This is a genomic window from Endozoicomonas sp. G2_2, assembly GCF_017744135.1.
In the GTDB taxonomy this organism is placed as follows: domain Bacteria; phylum Pseudomonadota; class Gammaproteobacteria; order Nevskiales; family Salinisphaeraceae; genus Salinisphaera.
The window spans coordinates 47,446-73,077 of sequence record NZ_JAGHQU010000002.1 but is presented as its reverse complement, the minus strand read 5'-3'; the positions used below and the strand labels follow the sequence as shown (position 1 = coordinate 73,077).

Annotated in this window: 23 protein-coding genes; 4 read left to right on the top strand and 19 right to left on the bottom strand. The window is 64.8% G+C overall.

The annotated features are described in order from the left end of the window. Positions 1–82 precede the first annotated feature (82 nt). From J7355_RS02535 to J7355_RS02495, 9 genes are all read right to left on the bottom strand, one after another. Positions 83–1,108, bottom strand: a complete 1,026-nt coding sequence (locus J7355_RS02535; RefSeq protein WP_209059653.1) for a PstS family phosphate ABC transporter substrate-binding protein — start codon at positions 1,106–1,108, stop codon at positions 83–85. Positions 1,109–1,241: 133 nt separating this feature from the next. Then, on the bottom strand, positions 1,242–2,849 hold the full coding sequence (locus tag J7355_RS02530) for a choice-of-anchor I family protein (RefSeq protein ID WP_209059651.1): 1,608 nt from the start codon (positions 2,847–2,849) through the stop codon (positions 1,242–1,244). A gap of 84 nt (positions 2,850–2,933) precedes the next feature. After that, entirely contained in the window at positions 2,934–4,142 is a 1,209-nt protein-coding gene (locus tag J7355_RS02525) for a porin (RefSeq protein WP_209059649.1), read from the bottom strand. Between the two features lie 137 nt (positions 4,143–4,279). Further along, positions 4,280–5,611: a phosphate regulon sensor histidine kinase PhoR gene (gene phoR, locus J7355_RS02520; RefSeq protein WP_209059647.1), complete on the bottom strand. Its 1,332-nt coding sequence runs from the start codon at positions 5,609–5,611 to the stop codon at positions 4,280–4,282. 27 nt (positions 5,612–5,638) lie between these two features. Next, positions 5,639–6,334, bottom strand: a complete 696-nt coding sequence (gene phoB, locus J7355_RS02515) for a phosphate regulon transcriptional regulator PhoB (RefSeq protein WP_209060140.1) — start codon at positions 6,332–6,334, stop codon at positions 5,639–5,641. Positions 6,335–6,427: 93 nt separating this feature from the next. Continuing rightward, positions 6,428–9,046: an aminopeptidase N gene (gene pepN / locus J7355_RS02510; RefSeq protein WP_209059645.1), complete on the bottom strand. Its 2,619-nt coding sequence runs from the start codon at positions 9,044–9,046 to the stop codon at positions 6,428–6,430. A 42-nt stretch (positions 9,047–9,088) separates the two neighbouring features. Then, complete coding sequence (locus J7355_RS02505; protein ID WP_209059643.1) at positions 9,089–10,210, bottom strand: beta-ketoacyl-ACP synthase III; 1,122 nt, start codon at positions 10,208–10,210, stop codon at positions 9,089–9,091. Positions 10,211–10,304: 94 nt separating this feature from the next. After that, positions 10,305–11,738, bottom strand: a complete 1,434-nt coding sequence (locus J7355_RS02500; protein WP_209059640.1) for a hypothetical protein — start codon at positions 11,736–11,738, stop codon at positions 10,305–10,307. Between the two features lie 37 nt (positions 11,739–11,775). Next, on the bottom strand, positions 11,776–12,015 hold the full coding sequence (locus tag J7355_RS02495) for a hypothetical protein (RefSeq protein ID WP_209059637.1): 240 nt from the start codon (positions 12,013–12,015) through the stop codon (positions 11,776–11,778). Between the two features lie 152 nt (positions 12,016–12,167). Here J7355_RS02495 and J7355_RS02490 point away from each other — a divergent pair, with 152 nt between their 5' ends. After that, on the top strand, positions 12,168–12,686 hold the full coding sequence (locus J7355_RS02490; protein WP_209059635.1) for an alpha/beta fold hydrolase: 519 nt from the start codon (positions 12,168–12,170) through the stop codon (positions 12,684–12,686). On the opposite strand, the gene J7355_RS02485 is transcribed toward J7355_RS02490, so the two are convergent. After that, positions 12,637–13,719, bottom strand: coding sequence for a quinone-dependent dihydroorotate dehydrogenase (locus J7355_RS02485; RefSeq protein ID WP_209059634.1), 1,083 nt, complete (start codon positions 13,717–13,719; stop codon positions 12,637–12,639). The genes J7355_RS02490 and J7355_RS02485 overlap by 50 nt on opposite strands. A gap of 124 nt (positions 13,720–13,843) precedes the next feature. Here J7355_RS02485 and dusA point away from each other — a divergent pair, with 124 nt between their 5' ends. From dusA to J7355_RS02470, 3 genes are all read left to right on the top strand, one after another. Further along, the gene (gene dusA, locus J7355_RS02480; RefSeq protein WP_209059632.1) at positions 13,844–14,851 is read left to right on the top strand and encodes a tRNA dihydrouridine(20/20a) synthase DusA; all 1,008 of its coding nucleotides are present in this window, start codon (positions 13,844–13,846) and stop codon (positions 14,849–14,851) included. 98 nt (positions 14,852–14,949) lie between these two features. Beyond that, a complete protein-coding gene (locus J7355_RS02475; RefSeq protein ID WP_209060138.1) occupies positions 14,950–15,441 on the top strand; it encodes a peptidylprolyl isomerase in 492 nt (163 codons plus the stop codon). Positions 15,442–15,457: 16 nt separating this feature from the next. Next, positions 15,458–16,198, top strand: a complete 741-nt coding sequence (locus tag J7355_RS02470; RefSeq protein WP_209059629.1) for a UDP-2,3-diacylglucosamine diphosphatase — start codon at positions 15,458–15,460, stop codon at positions 16,196–16,198. Positions 16,199–16,213: 15 nt separating this feature from the next. Here J7355_RS02470 and J7355_RS02465 read toward each other — a convergent pair whose 3' ends face one another. The 9 genes from J7355_RS02465 to trpB form a co-directional block, all read right to left on the bottom strand. Next, the gene (locus tag J7355_RS02465; protein WP_247739748.1) at positions 16,214–17,011 is read right to left on the bottom strand and encodes a ferritin-like domain-containing protein; all 798 of its coding nucleotides are present in this window, start codon (positions 17,009–17,011) and stop codon (positions 16,214–16,216) included. Between the two features lie 2 nt (positions 17,012–17,013). Beyond that, a complete protein-coding gene (locus tag J7355_RS02460) occupies positions 17,014–18,201 on the bottom strand; it encodes an O-succinylhomoserine sulfhydrylase (RefSeq protein WP_209059623.1) in 1,188 nt (395 codons plus the stop codon). 465 nt (positions 18,202–18,666) lie between these two features. Continuing rightward, a complete protein-coding gene (gene purF / locus J7355_RS02455; RefSeq protein WP_209059620.1) occupies positions 18,667–20,178 on the bottom strand; it encodes an amidophosphoribosyltransferase in 1,512 nt (503 codons plus the stop codon). A 21-nt stretch (positions 20,179–20,199) separates the two neighbouring features. Beyond that, a complete protein-coding gene (locus J7355_RS02450; protein ID WP_209059617.1) occupies positions 20,200–20,733 on the bottom strand; it encodes a CvpA family protein in 534 nt (177 codons plus the stop codon). Positions 20,734–20,800: 67 nt separating this feature from the next. Continuing rightward, positions 20,801–21,460, bottom strand: a complete 660-nt coding sequence (locus J7355_RS02445; protein WP_209059614.1) for an SPOR domain-containing protein — start codon at positions 21,458–21,460, stop codon at positions 20,801–20,803. Between the two features lie 8 nt (positions 21,461–21,468). After that, complete coding sequence (folC, locus tag J7355_RS02440; protein WP_209059613.1) at positions 21,469–22,725, bottom strand: bifunctional tetrahydrofolate synthase/dihydrofolate synthase; 1,257 nt, start codon at positions 22,723–22,725, stop codon at positions 21,469–21,471. Next, a complete protein-coding gene (accD, locus tag J7355_RS02435; protein WP_209059610.1) occupies positions 22,722–23,609 on the bottom strand; it encodes an acetyl-CoA carboxylase, carboxyltransferase subunit beta in 888 nt (295 codons plus the stop codon). The genes folC and accD overlap by 4 nt, the downstream gene beginning before the upstream one ends. Continuing rightward, positions 23,606–24,442, bottom strand: a complete 837-nt coding sequence (trpA, locus tag J7355_RS02430; RefSeq protein WP_209059607.1) for a tryptophan synthase subunit alpha — start codon at positions 24,440–24,442, stop codon at positions 23,606–23,608. Before trpA ends, accD begins: the two co-directional genes overlap by 4 nt. Continuing rightward, positions 24,439–25,623 (bottom strand): tryptophan synthase subunit beta, encoded by a 1,185-nt coding sequence (trpB, locus tag J7355_RS02425; RefSeq protein WP_247739746.1) that lies wholly within the window; start codon positions 25,621–25,623, stop codon positions 24,439–24,441. Before trpB ends, trpA begins: the two co-directional genes overlap by 4 nt. Positions 25,624–25,632: the final 9 nt, after the last annotated feature.

Here is a 25,632-nt window from a genome sequence, read left to right as displayed (position 1 = left end):
GGGCGACGGGTCGCCATGATACGAAAGATGACGCCGAGACGGTGGAGGATCTCCCCGACCCGGCGTCCGATTGCGGGCTCGATCAGCCCTTCAGATCCGAAGCCTTGAGCTTGGCGCGGGATTCCCATTCGCTACGCTCGGCCTTCAGGCGATCTGCCGGCAGCGGAATCAGCCCCAGGTTCTTGAGGTAGCCCCGGTCGCTGACCATCTGATCGGACAGGAACATGTCGACATAGTCCTCCATGCCCTTGACCTTCTCGATGTGCGCGTTCTTGGTGTAGAAGAACAGCGAGCGCGACACCGGGTATTCACCCGAGGAGATCAGATCACGCTCGGGCTCGACACCGTCGACCTTGGCGCCCTGGATCTTGTCGCGGTTCTCTTCCAGATAGGAAAAGCCGAACACGCCGAAGGCGTCCTTGTTCTGGGCCAGCTTCTGCACGATCAGGTTGTCGTTCTCGCCGGAGGGCACGTACTTGCCGTCCTGGCGAATCGTGGTGTAAGCCTCGCCGTAGCCGTCGATGTTTTCCGAGCCGTGCTCCATCACCAGTTCTTCGAACGCGTCGCGCGTGCCCGATGACGTCGGCGGGCCGTAGATCAGGATCTCGCGGTCCGGCAGCGACGAATCGATATCGCTCCACTTGGTATACGGGTTGTCGACGAGCTTACCGTCCTGGGGCACCTTGGCGGCGACCGCCAGCGTGATCTGCTCGCGGCTCAGATCGATCGCATCGTCCTGCTTGCTCTGTGCCACGACGATGCCGTCGAAGCCGACCACGTTCTCGGTGATGTCGGTAACGCCGTTGTCCTGGCACATCTGGAACTCGGACGGCTTCATGCGACGCGAGGCGTTGGTGATGTCCGGCGTGTTGTCGCCGACGCCGCCGCAGAACAGCTTCATGCCACCGCCGGAGCCCGTGGATTCGACCACCGGCGTACGAATATCACTGGTCGCGCCCAGTTCCTCGGCCACATAGGACGAGAACGGGTAGACCGTCGACGAGCCGACGATCCGGATCTGCTCGGCCGCCTGGGCCGTGCCGATGGCCGCCAGCGAACCGACGGCGACGGCCGCGACGCCCAGCGAGTGTTGCAAACGAAGTTTCATCAATGTCTCCCGGATGAAAATTATTCAGACCAGCCACGCTGGCCTGCCGTGAGTGTGGGAGCTGACTTTGAACAGCGTATTGCCGATTCATGACAGCTTTGTGACAGCCTGGTAAATCTCTGATATCGCGCTGTTATTCCATGCCCAGTCGATAGACGGTCGTGGAACCGCTGATTTCGTTGCCCACCACCAGCAACGGCACACCGGCGAGCGGGCTGTCGGCGGCGGCGATGAACACGATGCTCTCCGGACCCAGGTCACCGGCCCTGCCGGCTTGCGGATCGGCATCGAGATCGCGATTGTTGATATAGGCGACATAACGCGGCGCCGACACGTCGTCGATCTCGTAGACGAAGAAGCCGCCCATCCGCTCCAGGCCAATGAAGGCGAACGCGCGCCCGTCGACCTCGCCATAGGCGATGGCTTCGGGTTCCGGCCCCTTGTTGTCGGAACGAGAATCGCCGTCGTTTTCCGTATTGTCGTTGTTGAAATCCTCGCCGTAGATTTCGCCGGTGATGCGCTCGAAGTCGTCACCCGAGTCGTAGACGAGCGCGGCGTCCTGCGCCCGACGGATAGAAAACGACCGGGCGCCGAAGGCATAGAGCGCCTCGTAGGCGTCATCCCCGTCGCTGTCCCCGAGGGTGCTGGTGATCTTGAGATCGCCGAGCTGCCCTTCGGTTTGCAGATCCGCGGCGTTCGGGAAGGCGTCGGTATCGAGCGTGACGTCGGCGACGTCGACTTCTTCGCTGAAGCCGTCGTAATCGCGGGCATCACCCTCGTTGGCCGTAAGCAGATACGTGACGCCGTCGCGCTCGAAGGCCGCGATGGTGTCCGGCTGATACATGCCCAGCACCGGCACGGGTCGGACGTCGAGGCCGTCCGCGTTGCTCGGGTCGATGCCCTGCCCGGCGACGCTGTGGTCCTTGTAACCCAGCGGCAATACCGCCGTGATTTCGAGCGCGTCGAGATCGGCAACGGCAATCGCGTTGTTTTCCTGCAGGCTGATATAGGCGCGGCTGCCGTCGGCGCTGACCGCGATGTATTCCGGCTCGAAGTCCTGCGCCGGCGTGGCGCCGGGCCCGAAGATGCGTACCCCGGCATCACGCAGCGCGTCGGCCTGCGCGTTGAACGCAGTGAAATCTAGCGTCGTGACGGTCGGTACGTTGAAGCCGGCGCTCAAGTCGACAACGCTGATCGAACCCTGCGGATCGTTATCGTAGTCGTCGTTCGGCTCGCCCTCGTTGGCGACCAGCACGCGCTCACCGTTGGGCGTGAACGTCACCATGTCCGGCAAGGCGCCGACAGTAGCTTCGCCCAGCTTTTCCAGCCCGCTGCCCGAATAGAACACGACCTTGCCGGGCGCCTGGGCGTCTTCGGCTTCGATGGCGACGGCCACCGTGCCTTCGTGGACTGCCACGCTGTTGGCGGACGCGCCTTCGGTGGTGGCATCGATGCTGCCGAGCCGGTGCAGGTTGGACGGGTCGGCGATATCGAGCACGTCGACCGTATTCGCGTTGGCGTTGACCACGAACAGCCGCTGCAGGCTGGCGTCGTAGGCCACGATTTCGGCCGCCCCTTCATCGAAGGCGAACGGCTCGACCTGGTAGCGCCCGGTCTGTTCGATCGTCAGCGTGGACTGACTGCCATCGCTGCCGTCGTCGCTGTTGTTGTCGTCGTCGCTACAGGCCGCCAGCGCAAAAACGCTCGCCGCGATGAGGCCGCACAACATTGAATGTTTCATAAAATCCCTCGTGCAAAAAAAGACCCCGGCAAAGCCGGGGTCACGATGGGGGAGCAATCCGTCTTCTTCTTTTCAGGGAAGGCGTTAAAGCACCTGTTGGAACTGCAGGAACAGCGTGTTCTGGTCGCTGCCGATGTTGGACGGCGTTTCGACCTGGCCGTTGGCGTCGTTCGTGTACAGCACGTCGCGACCCATTTCGTAGGTGAGCTGGATCTTGGCGTTGTGCTTGTTGAAGAAGTAGTTCAGACCCGCCGAGTAACGCTTGTCCGTGTCGTCATAGTTCTCGCCCCCGGCATAGAAACCGTCGTCCGGGTCCAGCGCAGAGAAACCGGCCACGAACTCGAGCTTGCTCGGTACGACCATGTAGCCGGCCTTGACGAGATAGGTCGTGAACTGGGCGTCGCCGTCTTCGTTGACCAGCCCGGTCGCGGTGTCGGCACCGTCGATCGTGTCGGCGTCGAAGTACTGCACGCCTGCGTCCATCGAGAAATAGCCGGCACGGAAGGCAGCGTCCACGCCGTAGCCGTTGACGGTGTCGAACTGGTTCTGGATATCGCCTTCGCTGATATCGTCGTCGTTGTTCCAGGTGAAGGCGTTCAGGCCGATGCCGAAACGGGTGTCTTCACCGAACGCACCCTGGGCCATCTTGAACGCGCCCAGTGGGGTGATATCGACACGACCGGCGACCATGTTGCCGAAGTACTCGGCGTCGGAGCTCACGCGCGATTCGAAGTCGATCTTCGAAAAGCTCGGGTCGATACCGGCCTGGTAAACACCGATGGAGCCCTGCACCATGTCGTTGTCGTCGAGGTTGTAGGTCACGCCCATCTGGCGGTCCGGCACACCGAAGTTGTGGTCACCCACCACGGTGCGCTCGACGAACTGCTGGCGCTTGGAGGACGTCAGCAGTTCCCGCGAGAACGGCACGTTGGCGTTACCGACGGTGATGTTGCCCATCGGCAGGCCGGAATAGTTGATGAAGGCGTCCTTGACTTCCGGATCGTCGGAGGTGTCGCCGAAGTCCACCTGCCAGATGCCATAGATGTTTTCGGTGACGGTGCCTTCGATATAGAAGCGCATGCGACGCAGGAAAAAGTCGTCGCCCGAATCGCTGCCCTCGGCGCCTTCGTTGTCGCCGTCGACAAGCCGATACTGCGGCTGCAGACGACCACCGATCTCGAGGGACTTCTCCCCTTCCTCGTACAGCGTGATGCCGGCGGATGCGATCATCGGCATCGCCGTCATCGCCACGCCTGCGAGCACGCCCCCGGCGCGCAATTGAAAACGGTTCATCAGTAGTGTCTCCCTGTAAATGTCTCGGCTTGGTCAGCCGCGGAAGAAACTACCGGAGCGATATGACAGCTATGTAACTGCTATATGACGGTTGCGTGACAGCGTAATCGCCGTCATGAAAGGCCCTGGCCGACCGGTCAGGCCGCCCGTCGATCGAGTGCCCGCTGCGCCGGGAACCGACACGTGAACGTCGACCCTTCACCGGGCGTGCTGGTGATATCCAGCTCGCCCTCGTGATGCTCGAGACAATGCTTGACGATGGCCAGTCCCAGGCCGGTGCCGCCGCTGCTGGCCTTGCGTCCCGGATCCACCCGGTAGAAACGCTCGGTCAGGCGCGGTATGTGCCCGGCCTCGATACCCGGCCCAGTATCGGTCACGGAAAAACAGGCGGCCTCGTCGTCGCGCCACCAGCGAACGCGGATGGCGCCCGCTTCGGGCGTATAGCGCACGGCATTGGACAACAGATTGGAGAACACGCTCTCCAGTTCGCCCGGACGGCCGTAGAGGCCGAGTTCGGCTTCCGCCTCGAGGGTGATCTCGTGTGTGGCGCCGGCGGGGGTGCGGCGCATGTCGTCGACGAGTGCATTGATCATCGTCGGCACGTCGACATGTTCCTGGCGCTGCTGCAGACCCTCGCCTTCAAGCCGGGCGAGCTTGAGCAGGCTCTCGATGATGCGGTTCATGCGCCGCGACTGTTCGCCCATCTCGCGGATGGGGGCCTGCCAGCCCGCCAATGCGCCCTGATCGCCGGCCTCTTCTTCCATCATCTCCAGATAACCGCGCAACACCGTGAGCGGCGTACGCAATTCGTGCGAGGCGTTGGCGACGAAGTCACGCCGCGTGTGTTCGAGGCGCTTCTGTTCGCTGATGTCGCGTGCGATCAACAGGCGCTGATTGTTGCCATAGGGAATCAGCCGCATGAGAACGGTATCGTCCTCGTTGACCGGGGACGGAATTTCCAGCTCGCCGATCTCGGTGGCGCTGGCCAGATAACCGGAAACCTTGGGATGACGCAGCAGGTTGGCCAGCCGCTGGCCGAGATCCTGCGGGCTGCGCAGCGCCATCAGCGCGCCGGCCGCATCGTTGAACCAGACAATGCGCCCCTGCGAATCCAGAACGACCGCGCCGTCAGGCAGTGCGGCGGTCGACGCCTGAAACTCGTGAACGATGCTTTTGAGTCGCTTCTTGCGCTTGCGATTGCGCTGCTTGAGCCGATAGAGCTCGGTATAGATTTCCTGCCATACACCGAAGCCGTCCGAGGGCTCGATGCGATCCGAAAGCAGCCAGCGATGCAGCTGGTAGGCATAAACCAGCTGCATGCCCAGATAGGCGCAGACGCCCAGCAGCACGGCCACCAGCACGTGGCCCACCATCAGGCCCAGCACCGCGCACAACGCCAGCCATAGCAGGATGATCAGGCACTCGCGTCGCCAGACCCGAGCCGCCCCGATCGACGGCATACTGCTCATCGGCGCACCCCGGCGCTTGCGCGCCGGCTAGACCGCCTTGCTGGAGAATCGATAGCCGCTGCCCCGTACCGTCTGGATGAAATGGTCGAAACCGAACGGCGCCAGCGCCTTGCGCAGTCGGCGTATATGCACGTCGACCGTACGTTCCTCGACGAACACGTTCTGCCCCCAGACCCGGTCGAGCATCTGCTCGCGCGAATAGACGCGCTCCGGGTTGCTCATGAAAAAACGCAGCAGACGATATTCGGTCGGCCCGAGCTTGACCGGCGAATCGCCCGCCGCCACGCGCTGGCTGGCGGCGTCCAGGGTGAGTCCGTCGAGCTCCAGCGTCTCGTCCTCGCCGCCCGGCAGGCTGCGGCGCAGCACCGCGCGTACGCGCGCGACCAGCTCGGAGGAGGAAAACGGCTTGGTGACGTAATCATCCGCGCCGAGGTTGAGTCCGCGCACGCGGTCGTCCGCATCCACGCGTGCCGTGACCATGATGATGGCCAGGTCCGCGGTGAGCTCGTCACGCCGCAGTTCGCGCGCGAACTCGGCGCCCGAAACCCCCGGCAGCATCCAGTCCAGCAGCACCAGATCGGGCCGGCGCTCCGCGATCGCGAGCCGTGCCTCCTGGGCATCCTCGGCCTCGCTCACGGTGAAATCCGAGCGCTCGAGCGCGAACCGAATCATGTCGCGAATCGGCGCTTCATCCTCGACGATCAGAACGTGCTTGTGCTGCATTACGTTGGGTCTCATGGGGACTATGACGCCGTAACGCTAGGCACTCGATATTACAACAATATGACAGTGCGAAGACTGCCCCGTGGCAGCGCTTTAAGCCGCTTCCCCGCTGCGCTCGAGCCCGGCATCCACGATCTCGCGCGTGTTGTCCGACAGCTCGGCCGCGCCCAGACGTTCCAGCGCGGCGTACATGCCGTTCGCCTGGGCCGCCACATGCCGCCGCCAAGGCGCGAGAATGCCGGCAAGCGCGGCCGCGAGCTGCGGGTTGAGCGCGTCCAACCGCAGAATCTCATCCGCGATCAATGCATAGCCCGCGCCGTCGGTGCGATGAAAGCCCGGCCGGTTGCCCCGGGCGAACCCGCCAAGCAGCGCGCGGATGCGGTTGGGGTTGGTGAAATCAAAGCGGGAATCGGCGAGGAGTTCGCGCACCCGCTCGATGCTGTCGTCGCGCCGGGTCATGGCCTGTAGACGCAGCCATTTGTCCATGACCAGCGGATAGTCCGCCCAGGTGGCGGCGAAATCATCCAGCACGCGATCCCGCGCCGGATCGCTCCTGTCCCGCAGCGCCTCGAGAGCGGCCATGCGGTCGGTCATGTTGTCGGCCGCGTCATAAAGCGCGGCCGCACGCTCGACGATGCCGGGCGCATCGATCGCGGCGAGATAGTCCAGTGCCAACGCGAGCACGCGTCGCCGTCCCGCTTCCGCCACATTGAACACATAAGCGCCCTGCGCGGCGTGCTCGCCGGCGAGCGCTTCGAAACGTACGGCAAAACGCGTGGCGATCGCCTGCTTGAGGGCGCTACGCGCGGCATCGATCGCGAACACATCGATCGCCTCGAACTGTTCGCCGATCATGGCTTCGCTGGGCAGGGTGAGCATCTCGGCGAGCAGTTCCCGGTCGGCCGGCGGGTTGTCGAGCAGCGTTTCGATGGCATCGAACAACAGATCGGGCGCTTTGACCGGCGCCTGGCCATCGCAGCGTGCGCCCACGTCCGCCACCAGCGTTTTCAGATACAGCGCCTGGGCTGCGTCCCAGCGACAGACCGGATCGCTGTCGTGGGCCATCAGCCGCGCCAGCGCGGCGTCGCTCTGGTCGTATTCCAGGCGTACGGGTGCGGTGAACCCTCGCAGCGCGGATACGGTGGGCTCGGCGTCGAAACCGTCGAACGTCCAGGTCTTTTCTGCCGTGTTCAGACGCAGCACTTCGGGTTCGCGCACCGGCGCACCGTTGGCATCGAACAGGGCGATCTCGACCGGGATATCGAACTCCGCCTTCTCGTTCTGGCCCGGCGTGGCCGGCGTGTGCTGGGAGAGCGTGAGCGCGAGTTCGCCGTTGTCGAAGGCGGTTTCGACCCGCACGCGCGGCGTGCCCGCCTGGGCATACCAGCGCCGGAACTGTTCGAGATCGAGACCGGTGGATTCCTCCATCGCGACCACAAAATCCTCGATAGTCACGGCCTGGCCGTCGTGCTTGTCCAGATAATGGCGTACCGCGGCAAGGAAAGCCTCGCGGCCGGCCATCTGGGCGATCATGCGGATCACCTCGGCGCCTTTTTCGTACACCGTGATGGTGTAGAAGTTGTTCATCTCCACGTAGGACTCCGGGCGTACCGGATGCGCGCGCGGGCCACCGTCCTCGGGGAACTGGATCTCGCGCATGGTGCGCACCTGGCGGATGCGGGTGACGCCCGGCGAACCCTGGTCGATAGCGAACTGGTGCTCGCGATAGACCGTCAGCCCTTCCTTCAACGACAGCTGGAACCAGTCGCGACAGGTCACGCGGTTGCCGGTGTAGTTGTGGAAGTATTCGTGGGCGACGACGTCGCGCACGAGCGCAAAATCGCTATCGGTGGCGGTATCAGCACGGGCGAAGATGCAGGCCGTGTTGAACACGTTCAGGCCCTTGTTCTCCATCGCGCCCATGTTGAAGCTGCCGACCGCGACGGTCACATAACTGTCGAGATCGTATTCCAGCCCGTAGGTGTCCTCGTCCCAGGCCATCGCCTGCTTGAGCGACGCCATGGCGTGGTGGCACTGATCCTCGTTGCCGTGCTCGGTGTACAGGCGCAGATCGACTTCGCGGCCGGAGGTGGTCGTATAGCTGTCTTGTATCACGCCCAGATCGCCGGCGACGATCGCGAACAGATAACAGGGCTTGGCAAAGGGATCCTCGAAGACGGCGTAGTGGCGCCCACCGTCGAGTTCGCCCGAGTCCACGCAGTTGCCGTTAGCCAGCAGCACCGGAAAGGTTTTCGCGTCGGCGCTGATACGCGTGGTGTAGCGCGCCATCACGTCGGGGCGATCCGGGAAATAGGTGATACGCGAGAAACCGTTCGCCTCGCACTGGCTGCACAGGATATCGCCGGAGCGATAGAAGCCTTCCAGCGACAGATTGTGCTCGGGGTCGATGACGTTCTCGACCGTGAGCGTGAAACGCTCGGGCGGATTGTCGACGACGAGCGCGTCGTCGGTCAGCCGGTATTCGTTCTCGGACAGCTCGCGATCGTCGATGGCTACGGAAACGAACCGCATGTCGCGCCCGTCGAGACGCCATTGCTGCGTGTCCGCTGATTCGGGGTTACGTCGCACGCCGTAGACCGCACGCACCGCGGTGTGATCATCGCGGATATCGAAATCCAGATCGGCCGTATCGATGAGATAGGCCGGGACGGCGTAGTCGGCGCGGTACTTGCGCTGCGGGTTGCCGCTCATGGGATCACTGCCTCGGAAGAACGAAAAATATTGCTGCCGTGACTAGCGCTTGCGGGTCACGACACTGCCGGCCGAATAGCCGGCCCCGAACCCACAGAGCACGCCGACGTCGCCGGCGGCCATGTCGTCCGAGAACTTGTGGAACACGATCACCGGCGAGGCGGAACTGGTATTGCCGTACTCGGCCAGTACGGAGGGCATTTCCTCGGCTTCGGCGTCACGGCCCAGCACGCGCTTGCTGATGAGCGTGTTCATGTTGATGTTGGCCTGGTGCAGCCAGAGCCGCTTGATATCCGCGGCGCTGAGGTCGAGCTCGTTGGCATGCTCGACGATCATCTCCGCGACCATCGGCGCGACATCCTTGAACACGCGACGCCCGTTCTGCACGAACAGCTTGTCGGCGTCGGTACGCTCGTCCTGCTCGGCGCGATTGAGGAAACCGAAGTTGTTGCGGATGTTGTTGGAGAACTCGGTCTTGAGCTTGGTGCCGAGCACGTCGAAGCCCTGCCCCTCGGCGACATCGTCGGCGTGTTCGATGAGCGCCGCGGTGCAGACGTCGCCGAAGATGAAATGGCTGTCACGATCGCGAAAGTTCAGATGCGCCGAGCAGATCTCCGGGTTGACCATGAGCACCGTACGCGCGCTGCCGGATTTGATCATGTCGGCCGCGGTCTGAATGCCGAAGGCCGCCGAGGCACAGGCGACGTTGATATCGAAACCGAAACGCCCGGCGCCGAGATACTTCTGCACCTCGACCGCCAGCGCCGGATACGGGCGCGGCAGGTTCGAGCAGGCCACGATCACCGCATCGATATCCTCAGGGCGCTTGCCGGCGCGTTCCAGGCAGGGTTCGATCGCGGCGATCGCCATCTCGCACTGCAGCGATGGTTCGTCGTTGCCGCGGGTGCGAATCCACGGGTGCATGACCTCGGGGTCGAGAATGCCGCTCTTTTCGACCACGTAGCGGCTCTTGATGCCCGAGGCCTTGTAGATGAAGTCGGCGTTCGACGGCGTCAGCGCCTCGAGCTCGCCGGCCTCGATCGCATCCGCATTGTCGCGATTGAAGTTCTCGACATAGGCGTTGAAGGCGGTGACCAGCTCCTCGTTGGAAACCGATTCCGGCGGTGTATAGAGCCCGGAGGCCGATATGACGACGTTGTTCACCTGTATTCCCCTTCAATGACCGACAAATCAAGCAGTGCGCGGCATTCTCGCGCGCGAGCGCCCGCGTCACAACCGGGCAACATTCAGCGTCGCCTCAGCCGGCATCGCGATTGCCAAGCAGCCCGTGGCGCCGCAGCGCGTTTTCCACGAACGGCAGCAGGTCGGTTTCGCGCCGCACCGACAGATGCGAACCGTGATACCAGTGCATTGCCGGCCGTCCCCAGTGTTCCCACAGGCGATACGGCTGTGCCGGGTCCACGAGCTGGTCGGCGGTGGCAGCAAAGATATAGCGCCGCTCGTGCGGCACCACGGGGGCCAGATGCAGTGGCGAAACCGGGGCCATGAGCGCGCCGAGCTCGGCCTGCGAGATACCCTGGGCTTCCATGTAGCGCAGATGCAGCCCGGGCATGTGTCGCCATAGCGCGGCCGGAATATCGGTCAACGGAATACCGGCGATCACGCAGGCCAGGTCCGCCTCGAAGGCCGCGAGCAGCGCGGCATGGTAGCCGCCCAGGCTATAGCCGAGCGCACCGATCGGCATGCCGGGCTGTTGCGCCGCGATCCAGGCCTTGAGCCGACGCAGATCCCACAGTCCCTGCGCCTGCGCATGGACGAGGTCGGCGAGCGGGCCGTCCAGGAAATGTCCGCCGGTGATGCGCGCGATGCTGCGTGCGCCGTGCAGCGGCAGAATGGGCATGGCGACGTTAAGGCCCAGCGTGTGGTGCATGCGGTTGGCGCGAAACAGCGACAGATCGAGCCCGTCCAGGCCCATGCGATAACCGTGAATACAGATCAGCCACGGTCGCGGCCCGCCCGGATGCCGAAATATCCGGGCCGCCATGCGGCGATTCGAGCCGTGCGCCTGCCAGCGCGCGACGCCCGGCAGGTCCGGCGCCGGCTCGAAGCCGCTGTCGAAGCGCAGCCATTCGAAACGACAGCCCTGCGACTTTTTCGGCGCAAGCCTGAAATCGACCGGGGCGACCGGCGTTCGGTGCAACGCCTCGGGCGCCGCGGCCCAGTCGTTTTCATCGGCATAGGCGCGCAGCGCGCGCAGATCCGTGACGTCCCGTGCGACGGCGCGATCGCGCGGGATATGCGCGAAGCTGACAAAGAAGCCGAGCAACGCCTCGTCGGTCGCCACCTTGCGACACACACCGAAGGACAACGGCGCGGGCGGCACCCCCTCGGGCAGAACCATCTGGCGCGTCGCCACGCGACCCGCCACGAGAAAAGACAACAGTCCGCCGGCGACGAGCGCCAGACTCGCAAACCCGAACCACGGCGCCACCAGCAGCGCGACCACGGGGCTTGGCAGCGCGATCAGGGCCAGATAATGGGTGATTTGGCGATCGCCCGGCCAAAGCAGCAACGCGGTGGCCGTGGCCAGCAGCGGCACACCGATCACGCAGGCCACGATCGATAGCAGTGCGCCCTCGGAAAAACCCGTCAGCAACCACAGCAGACCGGTCGCGAGCGGCGCGAGCGCGTCGAGCGACCAGCGTGGCTGTACGCGCATCGTCTCGCTCACGGGCGCCCAGTCGTCCGCTGGCAACGCAAGCGGTGCACTAGCGCTGGGTGACGGCGAACACGACCACACCCGCCAAAGCCACCACCAGGGCCGCCTGGCCAAGCCACAGCGCGCGATGGCGTTTCTGCAACAGCCATGTGGCCAGACCCGCCACGGCCGTGAACGAGGTCATGACGATCGTGATACGAACGACGTGATCGAACCCGCCGCCGGCATCGGAGACCAGCTGGGGATACGGCAGCATCATCAGGCACACAACGGCATAGAGCAGCGTCATGAGCGCACCGACGCCGAGTGCGACCCAGTTCAGAAAAGCCAGGAATTTCAGAGCAGATCCCCGCGAAGAATAACGTCCAGCGCACGATCAGACCGTGCGTCATGGCATAGTACGCCGGCTTTTCGATCATCGTCCATTCGAGGCCTCGCCCCATGTCCGAACCCCGCGTTGTCTTCGCCCACGGCAAGGAAAGCGGCCCCTGGGGCAGCAAGATCCAGCATCTCGCGGGTGTGGCCGAGTCGCTCGGCTTCGCTGTCGAAAGCCTCAACTACAGCGATCTCATGGATCCGACCGCTCGTGTCGATCGTCTGACCGCGCATGCGCCCGTGGGCGCGCCATTGGTACTGGTGGGCTCCAGCATGGGCGGCTATGTATCGGCCATGGCCTGTAGCGCACTCAAGCCCGACGCCCTGCTGCTGCTCGCGCCGGCGCTCTATCTCGACGGGTATCCGGGCGAACCCGAGGGCTGCCCGGCCGACAGCATGGTCGTGCACGGCTGGGGCGACGATATCGTGCCGCTGGATTCGAGCCTGCGGTTTGCCCGCGAACGCCGGGCCGCCCTGCATGTTCTCGACGACGGCCATCGCCTGGCCGATTCCATCGACCTCATCGGTGCGTTGTTCAACCGTCAGTTGAAGCGCGCGCTCGATCGCGCCCGACCAGGTCCTTGAGCGCATTCGCACGCTGGCCGGCACGCACCAGCGCCGCCGCTTCGGCGCATTCGCGTACCAGCGCCGGGCCCTTGTAGATCAGGCCGGTGTAGATCTGTAGCGCGGTGGCGCCGGCTTCCAGTTTCTCGGTGGCGTCCCGCGCGCTCTGGATGCCGCCGACGCCGATGATGGGGATCCGATCGCCCAGACGCGCATGCAGCGCGGCGATCACCCGCGTGGCCGCATCGCGCACCGGCACGCCGCTCAGTCCCCCGGCCTCCTGCCACCAGCGCGGCGCCAGGCCTTCTCGGCTGATCGTCGTGTTCGTCGCGATCACCCCGTCGATACCGTGATGCAGCAACCGATCGGCGATGGTGTCCAGCTGCTCGCCATCCAGGTCCGGCGCGATCTTCACGGCCAGCGGTACATACCGGTCGTGCGCGTCGGCCAGCCGGTCGCGCTCGGCTCGCAGCTGTTCGAGCAGCGCGTCGAGGCTGTCACCGCCCTGCATGTCGCGCAGACCCTGCGTGTTGGGCGAGGAGATGTTGATGGTGACGTAAGACGCGAACGCGTAGACCGCGCGCAACGCGGTCAGATAATCGTCGACGGCCCGGTCTGCGAGCGTGACGGCGTTCTTGCCGATATTGATGCCCAGCGCGCCCGTTCGCCTGCTCGCTTTCACCCGCGCGACCAGCGCCTCGACGCCGTCGTTGTTGAATCCCATGCGGTTGAGCAGCGCGCGCTGTTGCGGCAGGCGAAACAGGCGCGGCCGCGCGTTACCGGCTTGCGGCTCGGGGGTAACGGTACCGATCTCCACGAACCCGAAACCCAGCGCGGCCAATCCGTCTATACAGCGGCCGTCCTTGTCCAGCCCCGCCGCGAGGCCGATCGGGTTCGGCAGCTGCATACCCATCAGGTCGACCGGCGCATGCGGCACATGCCGCCCGTAAATTCGCCGCGCCAACGGCGCCGTGCGCGCCAGCGTGCGCAGCGTCACGTCGTGGGCGGTTTCCGGTTCGAGCGCGAACAGCGCATCCCGGGCGAAGGAATACATGGCGGTCCTCTAAAGCAGCGAAAGCGCGTGTCTGCCCCATTGTGCCGATGCGTCTGCGGCACTGCGACATCGGGCGTGGCGCCCATGGTCCCAACCGACGGGCGTGTCTGCGATAATGCCGCGCATGAAAAGTGACGCCGAAAAACGCGCCTTGACCGCTTCGCGCATATCGGTCGCCCCTATGATGGCCTGGACCACGCGCGAGCAGCGCTATTTCATGCGCCAGATCACGCGCCATGCGCTGTTGTATACCGAGATGGTGACCACGGGCGCGCTGATTCATGGCGATAGGGCCCGTCTTCTGGCCTATCACGCCGACGAGCATCCGATCGCGCTGCAGCTGGGCGGCAGCGATCCGGCGGCGATGGCGCAGTGTGCCGTTATGGCCGAGGAATACGGTTACGACGAGGTCAATATCAACGTCGGCTGCCCGTCGGACCGCGTGCAGAACGGTACCTTCGGCGCCTGCCTGATGGGCGAGCCGGTGCGCGTGGCAGACTGCGTAGCCGAGATGAAGGCGCGCGTGTCGATTCCGGTGACGGTGAAAACGCGAATCGGCATCGATCATCAGGACAGCTATGAATTCCTGCATGCCTTTGCGCATGCCGTGGACACCGCCGGCGCCGACCAGCTGATCGTGCATGCGCGCAAGGCCTGGCTGTCCGGCCTGAGCCCGAAGGAGAATCGCGAGATCCCGCCGCTGGACTATCCGCGCGTGCATGCGCTCAAGCGCGATTTCCCCGCCCTGCCGATGAGCATCAACGGCGGCATCGTCGATCTCGATACGACAGCCGCGCAGCTCGAACACGTCGATGGCGTGATGATCGGCCGCGAGGCGTACAAGAACCCGTACGTGATGGCCGAGGTGGATCGGCGCTTTTTCGCAGCCGAAGCCCCGGCACCGACGCGGCACGAGATTGTCGGCGCGATGCGCGGCTTCATCGCCGATCACCTCGCCGCGGGCGGCGCACTCAAGGACGTTACCCGCCACATGCTCGGTCTGTATCATGGTCAGCCGGGCGGCCGCGCCTGGCGGCGCGTGCTTTCCGAGCAGGCGTACAAGCCGGATGCCGGCCTGGATGTACTGGACGCGGCCCTGGCCCGTGTCGAACCCCTGGAGGCCGTTGCCTGATGAAATCCCTGCGTATTCTGCGTCTTGTCGTTTGTCTCACTCTCGCGCTCTGCGCGTCCACCGCGTTTGCCGCTGGCAACGCCAGCAAGGAAGCCCCCATGGTTGTCATGCATACGAACCTCGGCGATATCACGATCGAGGTCTTCGAAGACGAGGCGCCAAAAACCGCCGCCAATTTTCTTCAATATGTGCAGGACGGTTTCTACGACGGCACCATCTTTCACCGCGTGATCCCCGGCTTCGTGATCCAGGGCGGTGGCTTCGACGAGAGCTACCAGCAGAAGAAGACGCGTGACCCGATCACCAACGAAGCCGACAACGGCGTGAAGAACGACCGCGGCACGCTGTCGATGGCGCGCACGAGCGATCCGAACTCAGCTACCTCGCAGTTCTTCGTCAATCTCTCCGATAACGCGCCGCTGAACCCGAGCCGGGGCAACGCCGGTTACGCGGTGTTCGGCAAGGTGACCGACGGCATGGACGTGGTCGACCAGATCGCCGACGTGCAGACCGGCCGCGCTGGGCCTTTCCGCCAGGATGCGCCGCAGGAGCAGGTGGTGATCGAATCGGCCGAGGTCAGCGGCCAATAGCCGCGGAACGCAGCTCATGGCGACGCATCTGCTCGCCGATGTGCATCTGCGCGGCGCCGATGACCCGAATGTCGCGCGTCTGATCGCCTATCTGGACGGCCCGGCCCGTGCGGCCGAGGCCGTCTATGTGCTGGGCGATCTGTTCGACGTGTGGATTGGCGACGATGGATCGCTCGAAACCCACGACGCGGTCATCGCGCGTTTCGCCGCACTCGCGCGCAGTGGCGTGCCGCTGTATTTCATGCGCGGCAATCGCGACTTCGCGGTCGGTGAGGCATTCGTAGCGGCCAGCCACATGCAGATTCTCGACGACCCGGTGGTCGTCGATCTGCACGGCACGCCCACCCTGCTCTCGCACGGCGACGTGTTCTGTACCGACGACACGGCACATCAGAAATTTCGTGCCCGCTATACCGACCCGCGCTGGCGCGGGCGCATGATGAAGCTGCCGCTCTGGCTACGACGCCGCCTGGCGCGGCGCGCACGCCGGCGCAGTACCGAGGGCAAGGCGATCAAACCGGCGCATATCATGGACGTGAACGCCCAAACCGTTCGCGAAGCCATGGCGCACCACGGCGTGCGTCGATTGATCCACGGTCATACGCACCGCCCGGCCACGCATACGCTGGAGGTTCAGGGCGAAACCGCCGAGCGCATCGTCCTCGCGGACTGGCGCCCGGATCAGGCCGAGATACTCACGGTCGATGCCGACGGTATCGAACGGCGTTCGTTGCTGGCGGCGCCGATTCCGGCCTGAACGGGAGATCGCGCGTCAGCCGCTCTTCGAGTGGCGCGTGGCCAGCCAGTCGAGTTCGTCTTCCGAGAACTTCGCCTCGCGGCGCGCGGGAAAGTTGTACGGCCCCGGCGGGCCGCCGTTCATGTACTCGTCGAGCAGCTGGGTAAAAGTGGTGTCCGGATCGAGGCCGCGCGGCTCGGCGCAGTAGCGAAACCAGCGCGTACCGATCTCCACATGCGGGACCTCTTCTTCGAGGATGATCTCGAAGATCGTCACCGTTTCGGCATCCCCCGCCTGACGCAATTTCTCGATCATGCCGGGCGTGACGTCCAGCCCGCGCGCTTCGAGTACGCGCGGCACCAGCGCCATGCGAATCATCACGTCATGGGCAGTCTTGACCGCCATCTCCCACAGGCCGTTGTGGGCATCGAAATCGCCGTAGGTGAAGCCGTAGTCGGCGAGGCGATTGTTCAACAGCTCGAAGTGTCGGGATTCGTCGGCCGCCACGCGCAGCCAGTCGGCATAGAAATCCGCCGGCATGTCGCGAAAACGATAGGCCGCGTCCAGGCCCAGATTGATGGCGTTGAATTCGATATGCGCGATGGCATGAATGAGCGCTGCGCGCCCTTCCGGCTTGCCGAGCCCACGTTTCGACAGCTTCGCCGGGTGCACGAGTGCAGGCGCATCGGGGCGACCGGGCACGACCACGTCTTCGGGTTCGCCGCTCGCCTCCGCCAGCGGTGCACTGTCGGCCGCGTGCAGCGCTCTCGCTGCGGCGCACTTCTCGGCCGGGTCGCGCGTCATCAGCGCGGCGAAAACGTCGTCCGGCGTCATGCTCACGCCAGCCCCGGCTCGAGATCGGCGATGATGTCCTCGACGTTCTCGAGCCCGACCGAAATGCGTACCACGCCGTCGGTAATGCCGGCCCGCGCGCGCTCATCTGCCGAAATGCGTGCGTGGGTGGTACTCGCCGGGTGCACGATCGTCGTGCGCGTATCACCGAGATTGGCGGTAATCGAGATCATGTTCGTGGCGTTGATGAGCTTGAACGCAGCCTCGCGCCCGCCGGCCAGGCGTAGCGACAGGATGCCGCCGAAACCGGCCGGCTGCTGCCGGGCGGCCAGTTCGTGCTGCGGATGCGACGTCAGCCCGGGGTAGTAGACATGCTCGACCGCGGGCTGTTGTTCCAGCCATTCGGCAACCTTCTGGGCGGCCTCGCAGTGCGCGCGCATGCGTACTTCCAGCGTCTCGAGTGCCTTGTAGAACACCCAGGCGTTGAACGGGCTCATGGTCGGGCCGCAGGTGCGCAGAAAACGAAATACCTTGTCGCCGACGGTATCCGCATCGCCGATCACCGCACCGCCAAGCGCACGGCCCTGCCCATCCAGAAACTTGGTCGCGGAATGGATGACCACATGCGCGCCGAAATCCAGCGGGCGCTGCAGCGCGGGCGTACAGAAACAGTTGTCGACCACCAGCAGCGCATCGTTTTCGTTCGCGAGCTCGGCGAGTGCTGCCATGTCCACGATTTCGGTCAGCGGGTTGGACGGCGTCTCCACGAACAGCATGCGCGTGGCCGGCGTGATGGCCGCCTTCCAGGCGTCGAGATCATCGGGCGCGACATAGCTCGTGGTGATGCCCAGCTTGCCCAGATAGTTGTTGAACAGCCCGATGGTGGAACCGAACAGCGTATGCGCGGCCACGATATGGTCGCCCGCTTCCAGTGTAGCCAGACAGGTGGCCAGAATCGACGACATGCCCGACGCGGTCGCGACACAGCATTCGCCACCCTCCATGGCGGCAAGCCGCTTGCTGAAGGCGTCGACCGTGGGATTGGTGAAGCGCGAATAGATATTGCCCGGTTCTTCGCCCGCGAAGCGCGCGGCGGCCGCGTCCGCGGAGTCGAACACGAAGCTCGAGGTCATGTAGATCGCGCTGCTGTGCTCGCCTTCGGGCGTGCGATGGGTGCCGGCGCGCACGCCGCGCGTGGCGGTGCCCCAGCTTTCGTCGAAATCGTCGGTCATAAAAATCTCCAGGCGTTGGATCGCGGACACAAAAAAGCCCGCTATCGCGTTGCGAACCAGGCTTGCCGTCCCTCGACCCGTTTAGCGGAATTTCGGGCCTGCCAATACTTACCTGAATCGTCGCGCCACATGCGATTTTGTTGCAAGCCAAGGCGCGGCGAGCGCTGTGTAGCTGCGCTACATTAGCGAGCCGTAACGCGGGATTGCAGGAAAATCGCATGCGTCCCGAAGGGTTGCGCTCAAAATCGCGCCAAGCGGCGTTGGTCGTCGCTCATTGGGTATAAACCCAACTTCGCTCCTCCCGCCTTGCTTGGCGCGATTTTGAACAGCAACGCGGCGATGCACGTAAATATTGGCAGGCCCTAGGGCGCCCGCAAGCTGTTCCAAATCGGCGCAGATGCAGTATGAAACGACTGGGCCCGGCGATCAACCGCGATCGCCGGGCCCGTGCACCAAAGCGGCTGGCTAGCCGTCGTTGTGCAGTTCCAGCACCGCGTTCTCCTTGCGGCGGCGATCCTCGCGCGCGGCGTCGGCGCGGAACAGTTCCAGCTGCTCCAGATAGGAGGCGCTGATGTCGGCGGTGATGTATTCCCCCGAGAACACCGAGTCCTCGAACTTGTCCAGGTCGGCATTGCCGGCCGCGACCGAGCGCACCAGATCGTCCATATTCTGGTAGATCAGCCGATCGGCGCCGATGATCTCGGCGATCTCCTCCTCGCTATGGCCGTGGGCGACCAGCTCGGTGGCACTGGGCATGTCGATGCCGTAGACGTTCGGGTAACGCACCGGCGGCGCGGCCGAGGCGAAATAAACCTTGCGGGCGCCGGCCTCGCGTGCCATTTCGATGATTTGGCGCGAGGTGGTGCCGCGCACGATGGAGTCGTCCACCAGCAGCACGTTCTTGTCGGCGAACTCCAGATCGATCGGGTTGAGCTTCTGGCGCACCGACTTCGCGCGCTGCTGCTGGCCGGGCATGATGAAGGTGCGCCCGATATAGCGATTCTTGATGAAGCCCTCGCGGTATTTCACGTCGAGCTGGCTGGCCAGTTCCACGGCCGCGGTACGGCTGGTCGAGGGAATGGGGATCACCACGTCGATATCGTGATCGGGCCATTCGCGCTGGATTTTTTCGGCCAGATAGGTGCCCATGCGCAGACGCGCCTTGTAGACATAGACGTCGTCGATCACCGAGTCCGGGCGCGACAGATATACGTACTCGAAGATGCACGGCGCATAGCTGGGGTTGTCGGCGCATTGCTGGACATGGATCTGGCCGTCGAGAGTGATGACCACGCACTCGCCCGGGTTAATGTCGTCGATCAGTTCGTAGCCCAGCGCGTCCAGCGCGACGGACTCGGAGGCGATCATGTAGTCGGTGCCGGCCTCGGTTTCGCGCTTGCCGTAGACCACGGGGCGAATGCCGTGCGGGTCGCGAAAGCCGATCAGGCCATAGCCGGTGATCAACGCGGTGGCCGCATAGCCGCCGCTGCAGCGTCGATGCAGCGCGGTGACCGCCTCGAAGATGTCGGCCGGTGCGAGCTGGAGGCGTTCGCTGCGCATCAGCTCGTGCGCGAACACGTTGAGCAGAATCTCCGAATCCGAATCGGTATTCAGGTGACGCCGGTCCGAGCGAAACAGCTCTTCCTTGAGCTGATCCGCGTTGGTGAGATTGCCGTTATGCGACAGGCAGATGCCGTACGGCGTGTTGACGTAGAACGGCTGCGCCTCGGCGCTGGTCTCCACGCCCGCCGTGGGATAGCGCACATGCCCCACCCCGGCATTGCCCTGCAGGCGCAGCATGTGGTCGGTGCGGAACACGTCGCGTACCAGGCCGTTGTCCTTGCGCAGGAAAAGTCGCCCGCCGTCGGTGGTGACGATGCCGGCCGCGTCCTGGCCACGATGCTGCAACACCGTCAATGCATCGTATATTTCCTGGTTGACCGGGGTGTGGGAAACAATGCCAACAATGCCGCACATAGAGGAGTCCGAAAGCGAGGTTTAAGTAGAGGATGTCTTGGGCGAGGACGGCGCGTCGGGCACGCCCGGATAGGTCACCGCGCCGGCGAGGTCGGGCGGCAGAAAGCCGCGAACCCAGACCGCGCCGTCCTGCAGGTGGCCGATGAAGATGGATTGCTGCCACCACGCATCGCGGGGTACCGGCGTCACGCCCGCCAGCAAGACGAGCACCACCAGCACCGCGACACCGCGCAGCACGCCGAACAGCCCGCCGATGGCCCGGTCGGTGCCCGCAAAGCCGGTCTGATTCACCAAGCGTCCGATGATGTAATTGGCGATGGCGCCGAGCACGAGGATCGTGATGAAGATGACGCCGAACGACACGGCGAGACGCGCGGAGGCGACCGATATCCAGCGTTCCAGAAACACCGCCCCGGCATCGGCGCACACGAAGGCGAGATAGAACGCGAGTATCCAGGTCGCAAGCCCGATGGACTCGCGCAGAAAACCGCGAAAGAAGCCGATGATCGCAGACAGCGCGATCACCGCAACTATGGCTAAATCGACCCAGATCATTGCACTCGCTCGCGCCGGCCGGACGCACCAAGTCTAGCAAACCGCCCGCCAGCGCGGCCGGCGCGCGTCATTCCGCGCGCCGTACCAGGGTCGCTCGGCCGCTGCTGCGCAGCCGTTCGGCAGCAGCGTTGGCGCTCGCCTCGTTCTCGAACGGGCCGACCCGTACGCGGTAGTAGGTCTTGCCGTTCACGTCGCCGGCGCGATAGAACGCCTTGAATTCACTGTTGAGCTCGCGGGCCAGACGCTCGGCATTGGCTTCGTCACCGAAACTCGCAACCTGCACCACATAGCCCGACAAGCTCTGGCGCTGACGCAGGCTGCCGCCGTTTTCGCTCTCGTTGGGCGCCGCAGCCGTCGATGCGCCCCTCGGCTGCTGGGTCTCGCGCGGTTCCGGGGCCGGTTCCGGCTCCGGCGTGGATTCCGAAGCCGCCGCCTGCGGCGCGTCCGGCTCGCTGGACGGCGAGACCGCCTCGGGCAGATCCGGCGTGTCCGGCGATTGCGCCGACGCTTCGCGATCTGCGCCGACACCGCTCGAGCCATCGATGGCCTGGGCCTGCTGCGAGTCGTCCTGGCCGGAGGCGGGCCGCGCCTGGCCGTCCGGCGCGACTTCATAGACACGCATCGACGACTGTTCCTCACCGCCGCCCTGCATGCAACGGGCGAGCATCAACGGCAGCGCGATACCGAGAATCACCAGGACCACAGCCCCTACGACTCGTTTTTTCATCACATCCTTCATGACGGCAATTGCCTCCGGGCGTGGGCCACGGTGAGAAAGGAACCACAGACCACAACGCGGTCGCCCGCCTCGCCGGCTTCGAGCGCCGCCTCGAGCGCAGCACGCGGATGGTCGAAACAGGGCCCGTCGATACCACTGCGCCGTGCCAGTGCCGCAGCATCGAGTCCGCGTGTGCCGAGACCGTCCAGACCCGCTAGATAGAAGCGATCGGCAACCTTTTCAAGGCAGGCGGCTACCGTTTCCACGGGCTTGTCGATGAGCATTCCGAACACGATATGCGTACGGCCCGACACGGGCTGGCTGACGAGGTCGCGCACGAGTGCGGCGACGGCTTCGACGTTATGGCCGACATCGTAGATGATCGGCAGTATGTCGTCGACACGCTCGCGTCGACCGATCAGCCCGGCCTGTATGCGACACGACCGTTGTATGGTCGCGACCGATGGCCAGCGCCCGGTCAAGGCCTGTACCGTGGCCAGCGCACCGGCCAGGTTTTCGGCAATCACCCCTTGCGGCGCGGGTATGTCGATCGTGTTCTCGTCGTGGACGAACCGCCACCGGCCGGCCTGCAGGCTCACGTCGAAAGCCTCGCCAATGACGCGCAGATCCGCGCCCGTTCGTGCAGCGACGGTATCGATCGAAGCGGGCCGGTCGCGATCGCAGCAGATTGCCGGGCGCCCTGCCCGCATGACGCCGGCCTTCTCGAAACCGATGCTCTGCCGGTCCGAACCCAGCCAGTCGACGTGATCCAGCCCGATGTTGGTGATCAGTGCCACGTCGGCATCAACAATATTGACCGCATCCAGTCGCCCGCCGAGGCCTACTTCGAGAATGGCGTAGTCCACCTGCTGATCGGCAAACAGCCAGAGCGCGGCGAGCGTGCCGTACTCGAAGAAGGTCAGCGAGATATCGCCACGGGCTTGCTCTATGGCACGAAACGCGGCGCAGAGCGCGTCGTCCGTGACCGGCGCGCCGTCGACACGAAAACGCTCGTTGTAGCGCCAGAGATGCGGCGAGGTATACGTGCCGACACGCCCGTGTTCGCCCAGCATCGACTCGATCAGCGACGCGCAACTGCCCTTGCCGTTGGTGCCGGCAACGACCACGGTACGCGCGGCCGGCGCGCGCACACCGAGCGTATCGGCCACCTGCCCGACACGCTCGAGCCCGAGGTCCATTTCGGTGGCATGCAGCGTGAGCTGCCATGCCAGCCAGTCGTCGACGCTGCCGTCGAGCGGTGCGGCGGCGCTCACGCCTCGCCGGTCGGAGCCGGTGCCGCGGCCTCCTGGTGCATGAACACCGAAACCACCTGGTGGATACGATCGCGCAGGTCCTTGCGCTCGACGATCATGTCGATGGCCCCGTGTTCGAGCAGGAACTCGCTGCGCTGGAAGCCTTCGGGCAGCGTCTGTTTCACGGTCTGTTCGATCACGCGCGGCCCGGCGAAGCCGATCAGCGCCTCCGGCTCGGCCACGTTGATATCGCCGAGCATGGCGTAGCTCGCTGCCACCCCGCCCATGGTCGGGTGGGTGAGCACCGAAACGAACGGCAGGCCATGATCGGCCAGTCGTGTCAGTGCCGCACTGGTCTTGCCCATCTGCAGCAGCGAGAACAGGCCCTCCTGCATGCGCGCACCGCCACTGGCAGAGAAGAAGATGAACGGGCAGCCGCGCTGGAGCGCGGCATCCACGCCGCGCACGAAGGTCTCACCGACCACGCTGCCCATCGAGCCGCCCATGAAGCGGAAATCCAGCGCCCCGGCGACCACCGGCATCTGCTTGAGCGTTCCGGCCATCGCGAGCGCGGCCTCGCGCTCGCCGGAATCCTTCTGCGCCTGACTCAGGCGATCGCGGTACTTCTTGCTGTCGCGGAACTTGAGCGGATCACGCGGCTCGATGCCCAGCGCCAGTTCCTCGCGGTTGTCCGGATCAAGAAACAGATCGAGACGCTTGCGCGCGCGCAGCCGCTGATGGGCATTGCACTTCGGGCAAACCTCGAGCGAACGTTCCATTTCGGCGCTGTAGAGGACCGCGCCGCAATTGCTGCACTTGGTCCAGAGTCCCTGCGGGACGGTGCTTTTCTTCGCCGCGGAATCGTTGCGCATCTGCGACGGCATCAGTTTTTCGAGCCAGCTCATGCGCGGCGTGCCTCCCCTGTACTGTTGTCCTGTTCATCGATCGCTCGACGCATGACCGACAGCGTATCGCGTAAAGCCGCCTCGGTGGCGGATCGATCGGTGCCGTGTTCGGCAATCTGGCGCACGAGGGCACTGCCGACCACCACGGCGTCTGCCACCCGCGAGACATCCGCTGCATTGTCGGGCGTGCTCACGCCGAAGCCGACCGCGACGGGCAGCGCGCTCTTCGCGCGGATGCGTTCGATCTTCTCGGCGAGCGACGACACATCGAGGCTCGACGAACCGGTCACGCCCTTGAACGACACGTAGTAGATGAACCCACCCGCGTTGGCGCAGATCCGCTCGATACGCGCATCGCCGGTGGTGGGCGCGATCAGACAGACCGCATCGAGCCCCGCGCCCTGCAGCGTCGGCGCGACTTCGGGCGCCTCTTCGGCGGTCATGTCCACGATGAGCACGCCATCGACACCGACGGCTGCCGCGCGCTCTGAAAAAGTGTCCAGGCCCAGCCGATCGATCGGGTTCAGATAGCCCATGAGCACGATCGGAGTCTGCGCATCGCGCTCGCGGAACTCGGCCACCATGTCAAGCACGCGCGACAGGCTCGTACCCGCCGCGAGCGCGCGCTCACAGGCGCCCTGGATCACCGGCCCGTCGGCCATCGGGTCGGAAAACGGCACGCCGACCTCGATCGCGTCTGCGCCGGCCTCGACCAGCGCATGCATGAAACCGACCGTCGCATCCGGCGCCGGATCGCCGGCAGTGATGTACGGGATAAGTGCGGTACGCCCCTGCTCGCGCAGCGTGTCAAATCGGGTCGCCAGACGGGTCATAGCGATTCTCCTGCGGCTTCGGCGACGCTGGCCATATCCTTGTCGCCACGACCGGACATGTTCACCAGCACGATCTGATCCTCGCGCATGGTCGCCGCGAGCTTCTGGGCATAGGCCACCGCGTGCGCGGATTCCAGCGCCGGCATGATGCCCTCGATGCGGGTGCACTCGTGGAACGCGGCCAGCGCGTCTGCGTCGCCGACATCCACATAGTGAGCGCGACCGATATCCTTGAGCCAGGCATGTTCCGGCCCGACGCCCGGATAATCGAGACCGGCCGAGACCGAATGGGTCGCGCTGATCTGGCCGTTCTCGTCCTGCATGATGTAGGTGCGGTTGCCGTGCAGCACGCCCGAGCGCCCGGCCGACAAGGGCGCGGCATGGCGTCCGGTCGACACGCCGTCGCCGCCCGCCTCGACGCCGTAAATGGCCACCTCTTCATCATCCAGAAACGGGTGGAACAGCCCGATGGCGTTCGAGCCGCCGCCCACACAAGCCACGATCGCGTCCGGCAGGCGATCGCAGCGTTCGAGCATCTGACGACGGGATTCGCGGCCGATCACGGCCTGGAAATCGCGAACCATCGCGGGATACGGATGCGGACCGGCGACGGTGCCGATGATGTAGAAGGTGTCGTCGACGTTGGCGACCCAGTCGCGCAGCGCCTCGTTGAGCGCGTCCTTGAGCGTTTTCGAGCCGGACTCCACCGGGCGCACCTCGGCGCCGAGAAGACGCATGCGATAGACGTTGGTCGCCTGCCGGCGCATGTCTTCACTGCCCATGTAGACCACGCATTCGAGCCCAAGCCGGGCCGCGACCGTGGCCGAGGCCACACCGTGCTGGCCGGCGCCGGTCTCGGCGATGATGCGTTTCTTGCCCATGCGCGCGGCGAGCAGACCCTGACCGATGGTGTTGTTGATCTTGTGCGCGCCGGTGTGATTCAGGTCCTCGCGCTTGAACCAGATCTGTGCGCCGCCCGCTTTTCGGGACAGCCGCTGCGCGTAATAGACCGGCGTGGGCCGGCCGACATAATCGGCCAGGTCGGCATCGAGGGCGGCCATGAAGGCCGGGTCGTTGCGCGCGGATTCATAGGCCTGCGCCAGCTCCTCGAGCGGCGCCATGAGCGTCTCCGCCACGAAGCGGCCGCCATAGGGCCCGAAGTGTCCGCGCACATCCGGCATGTTCCGCCA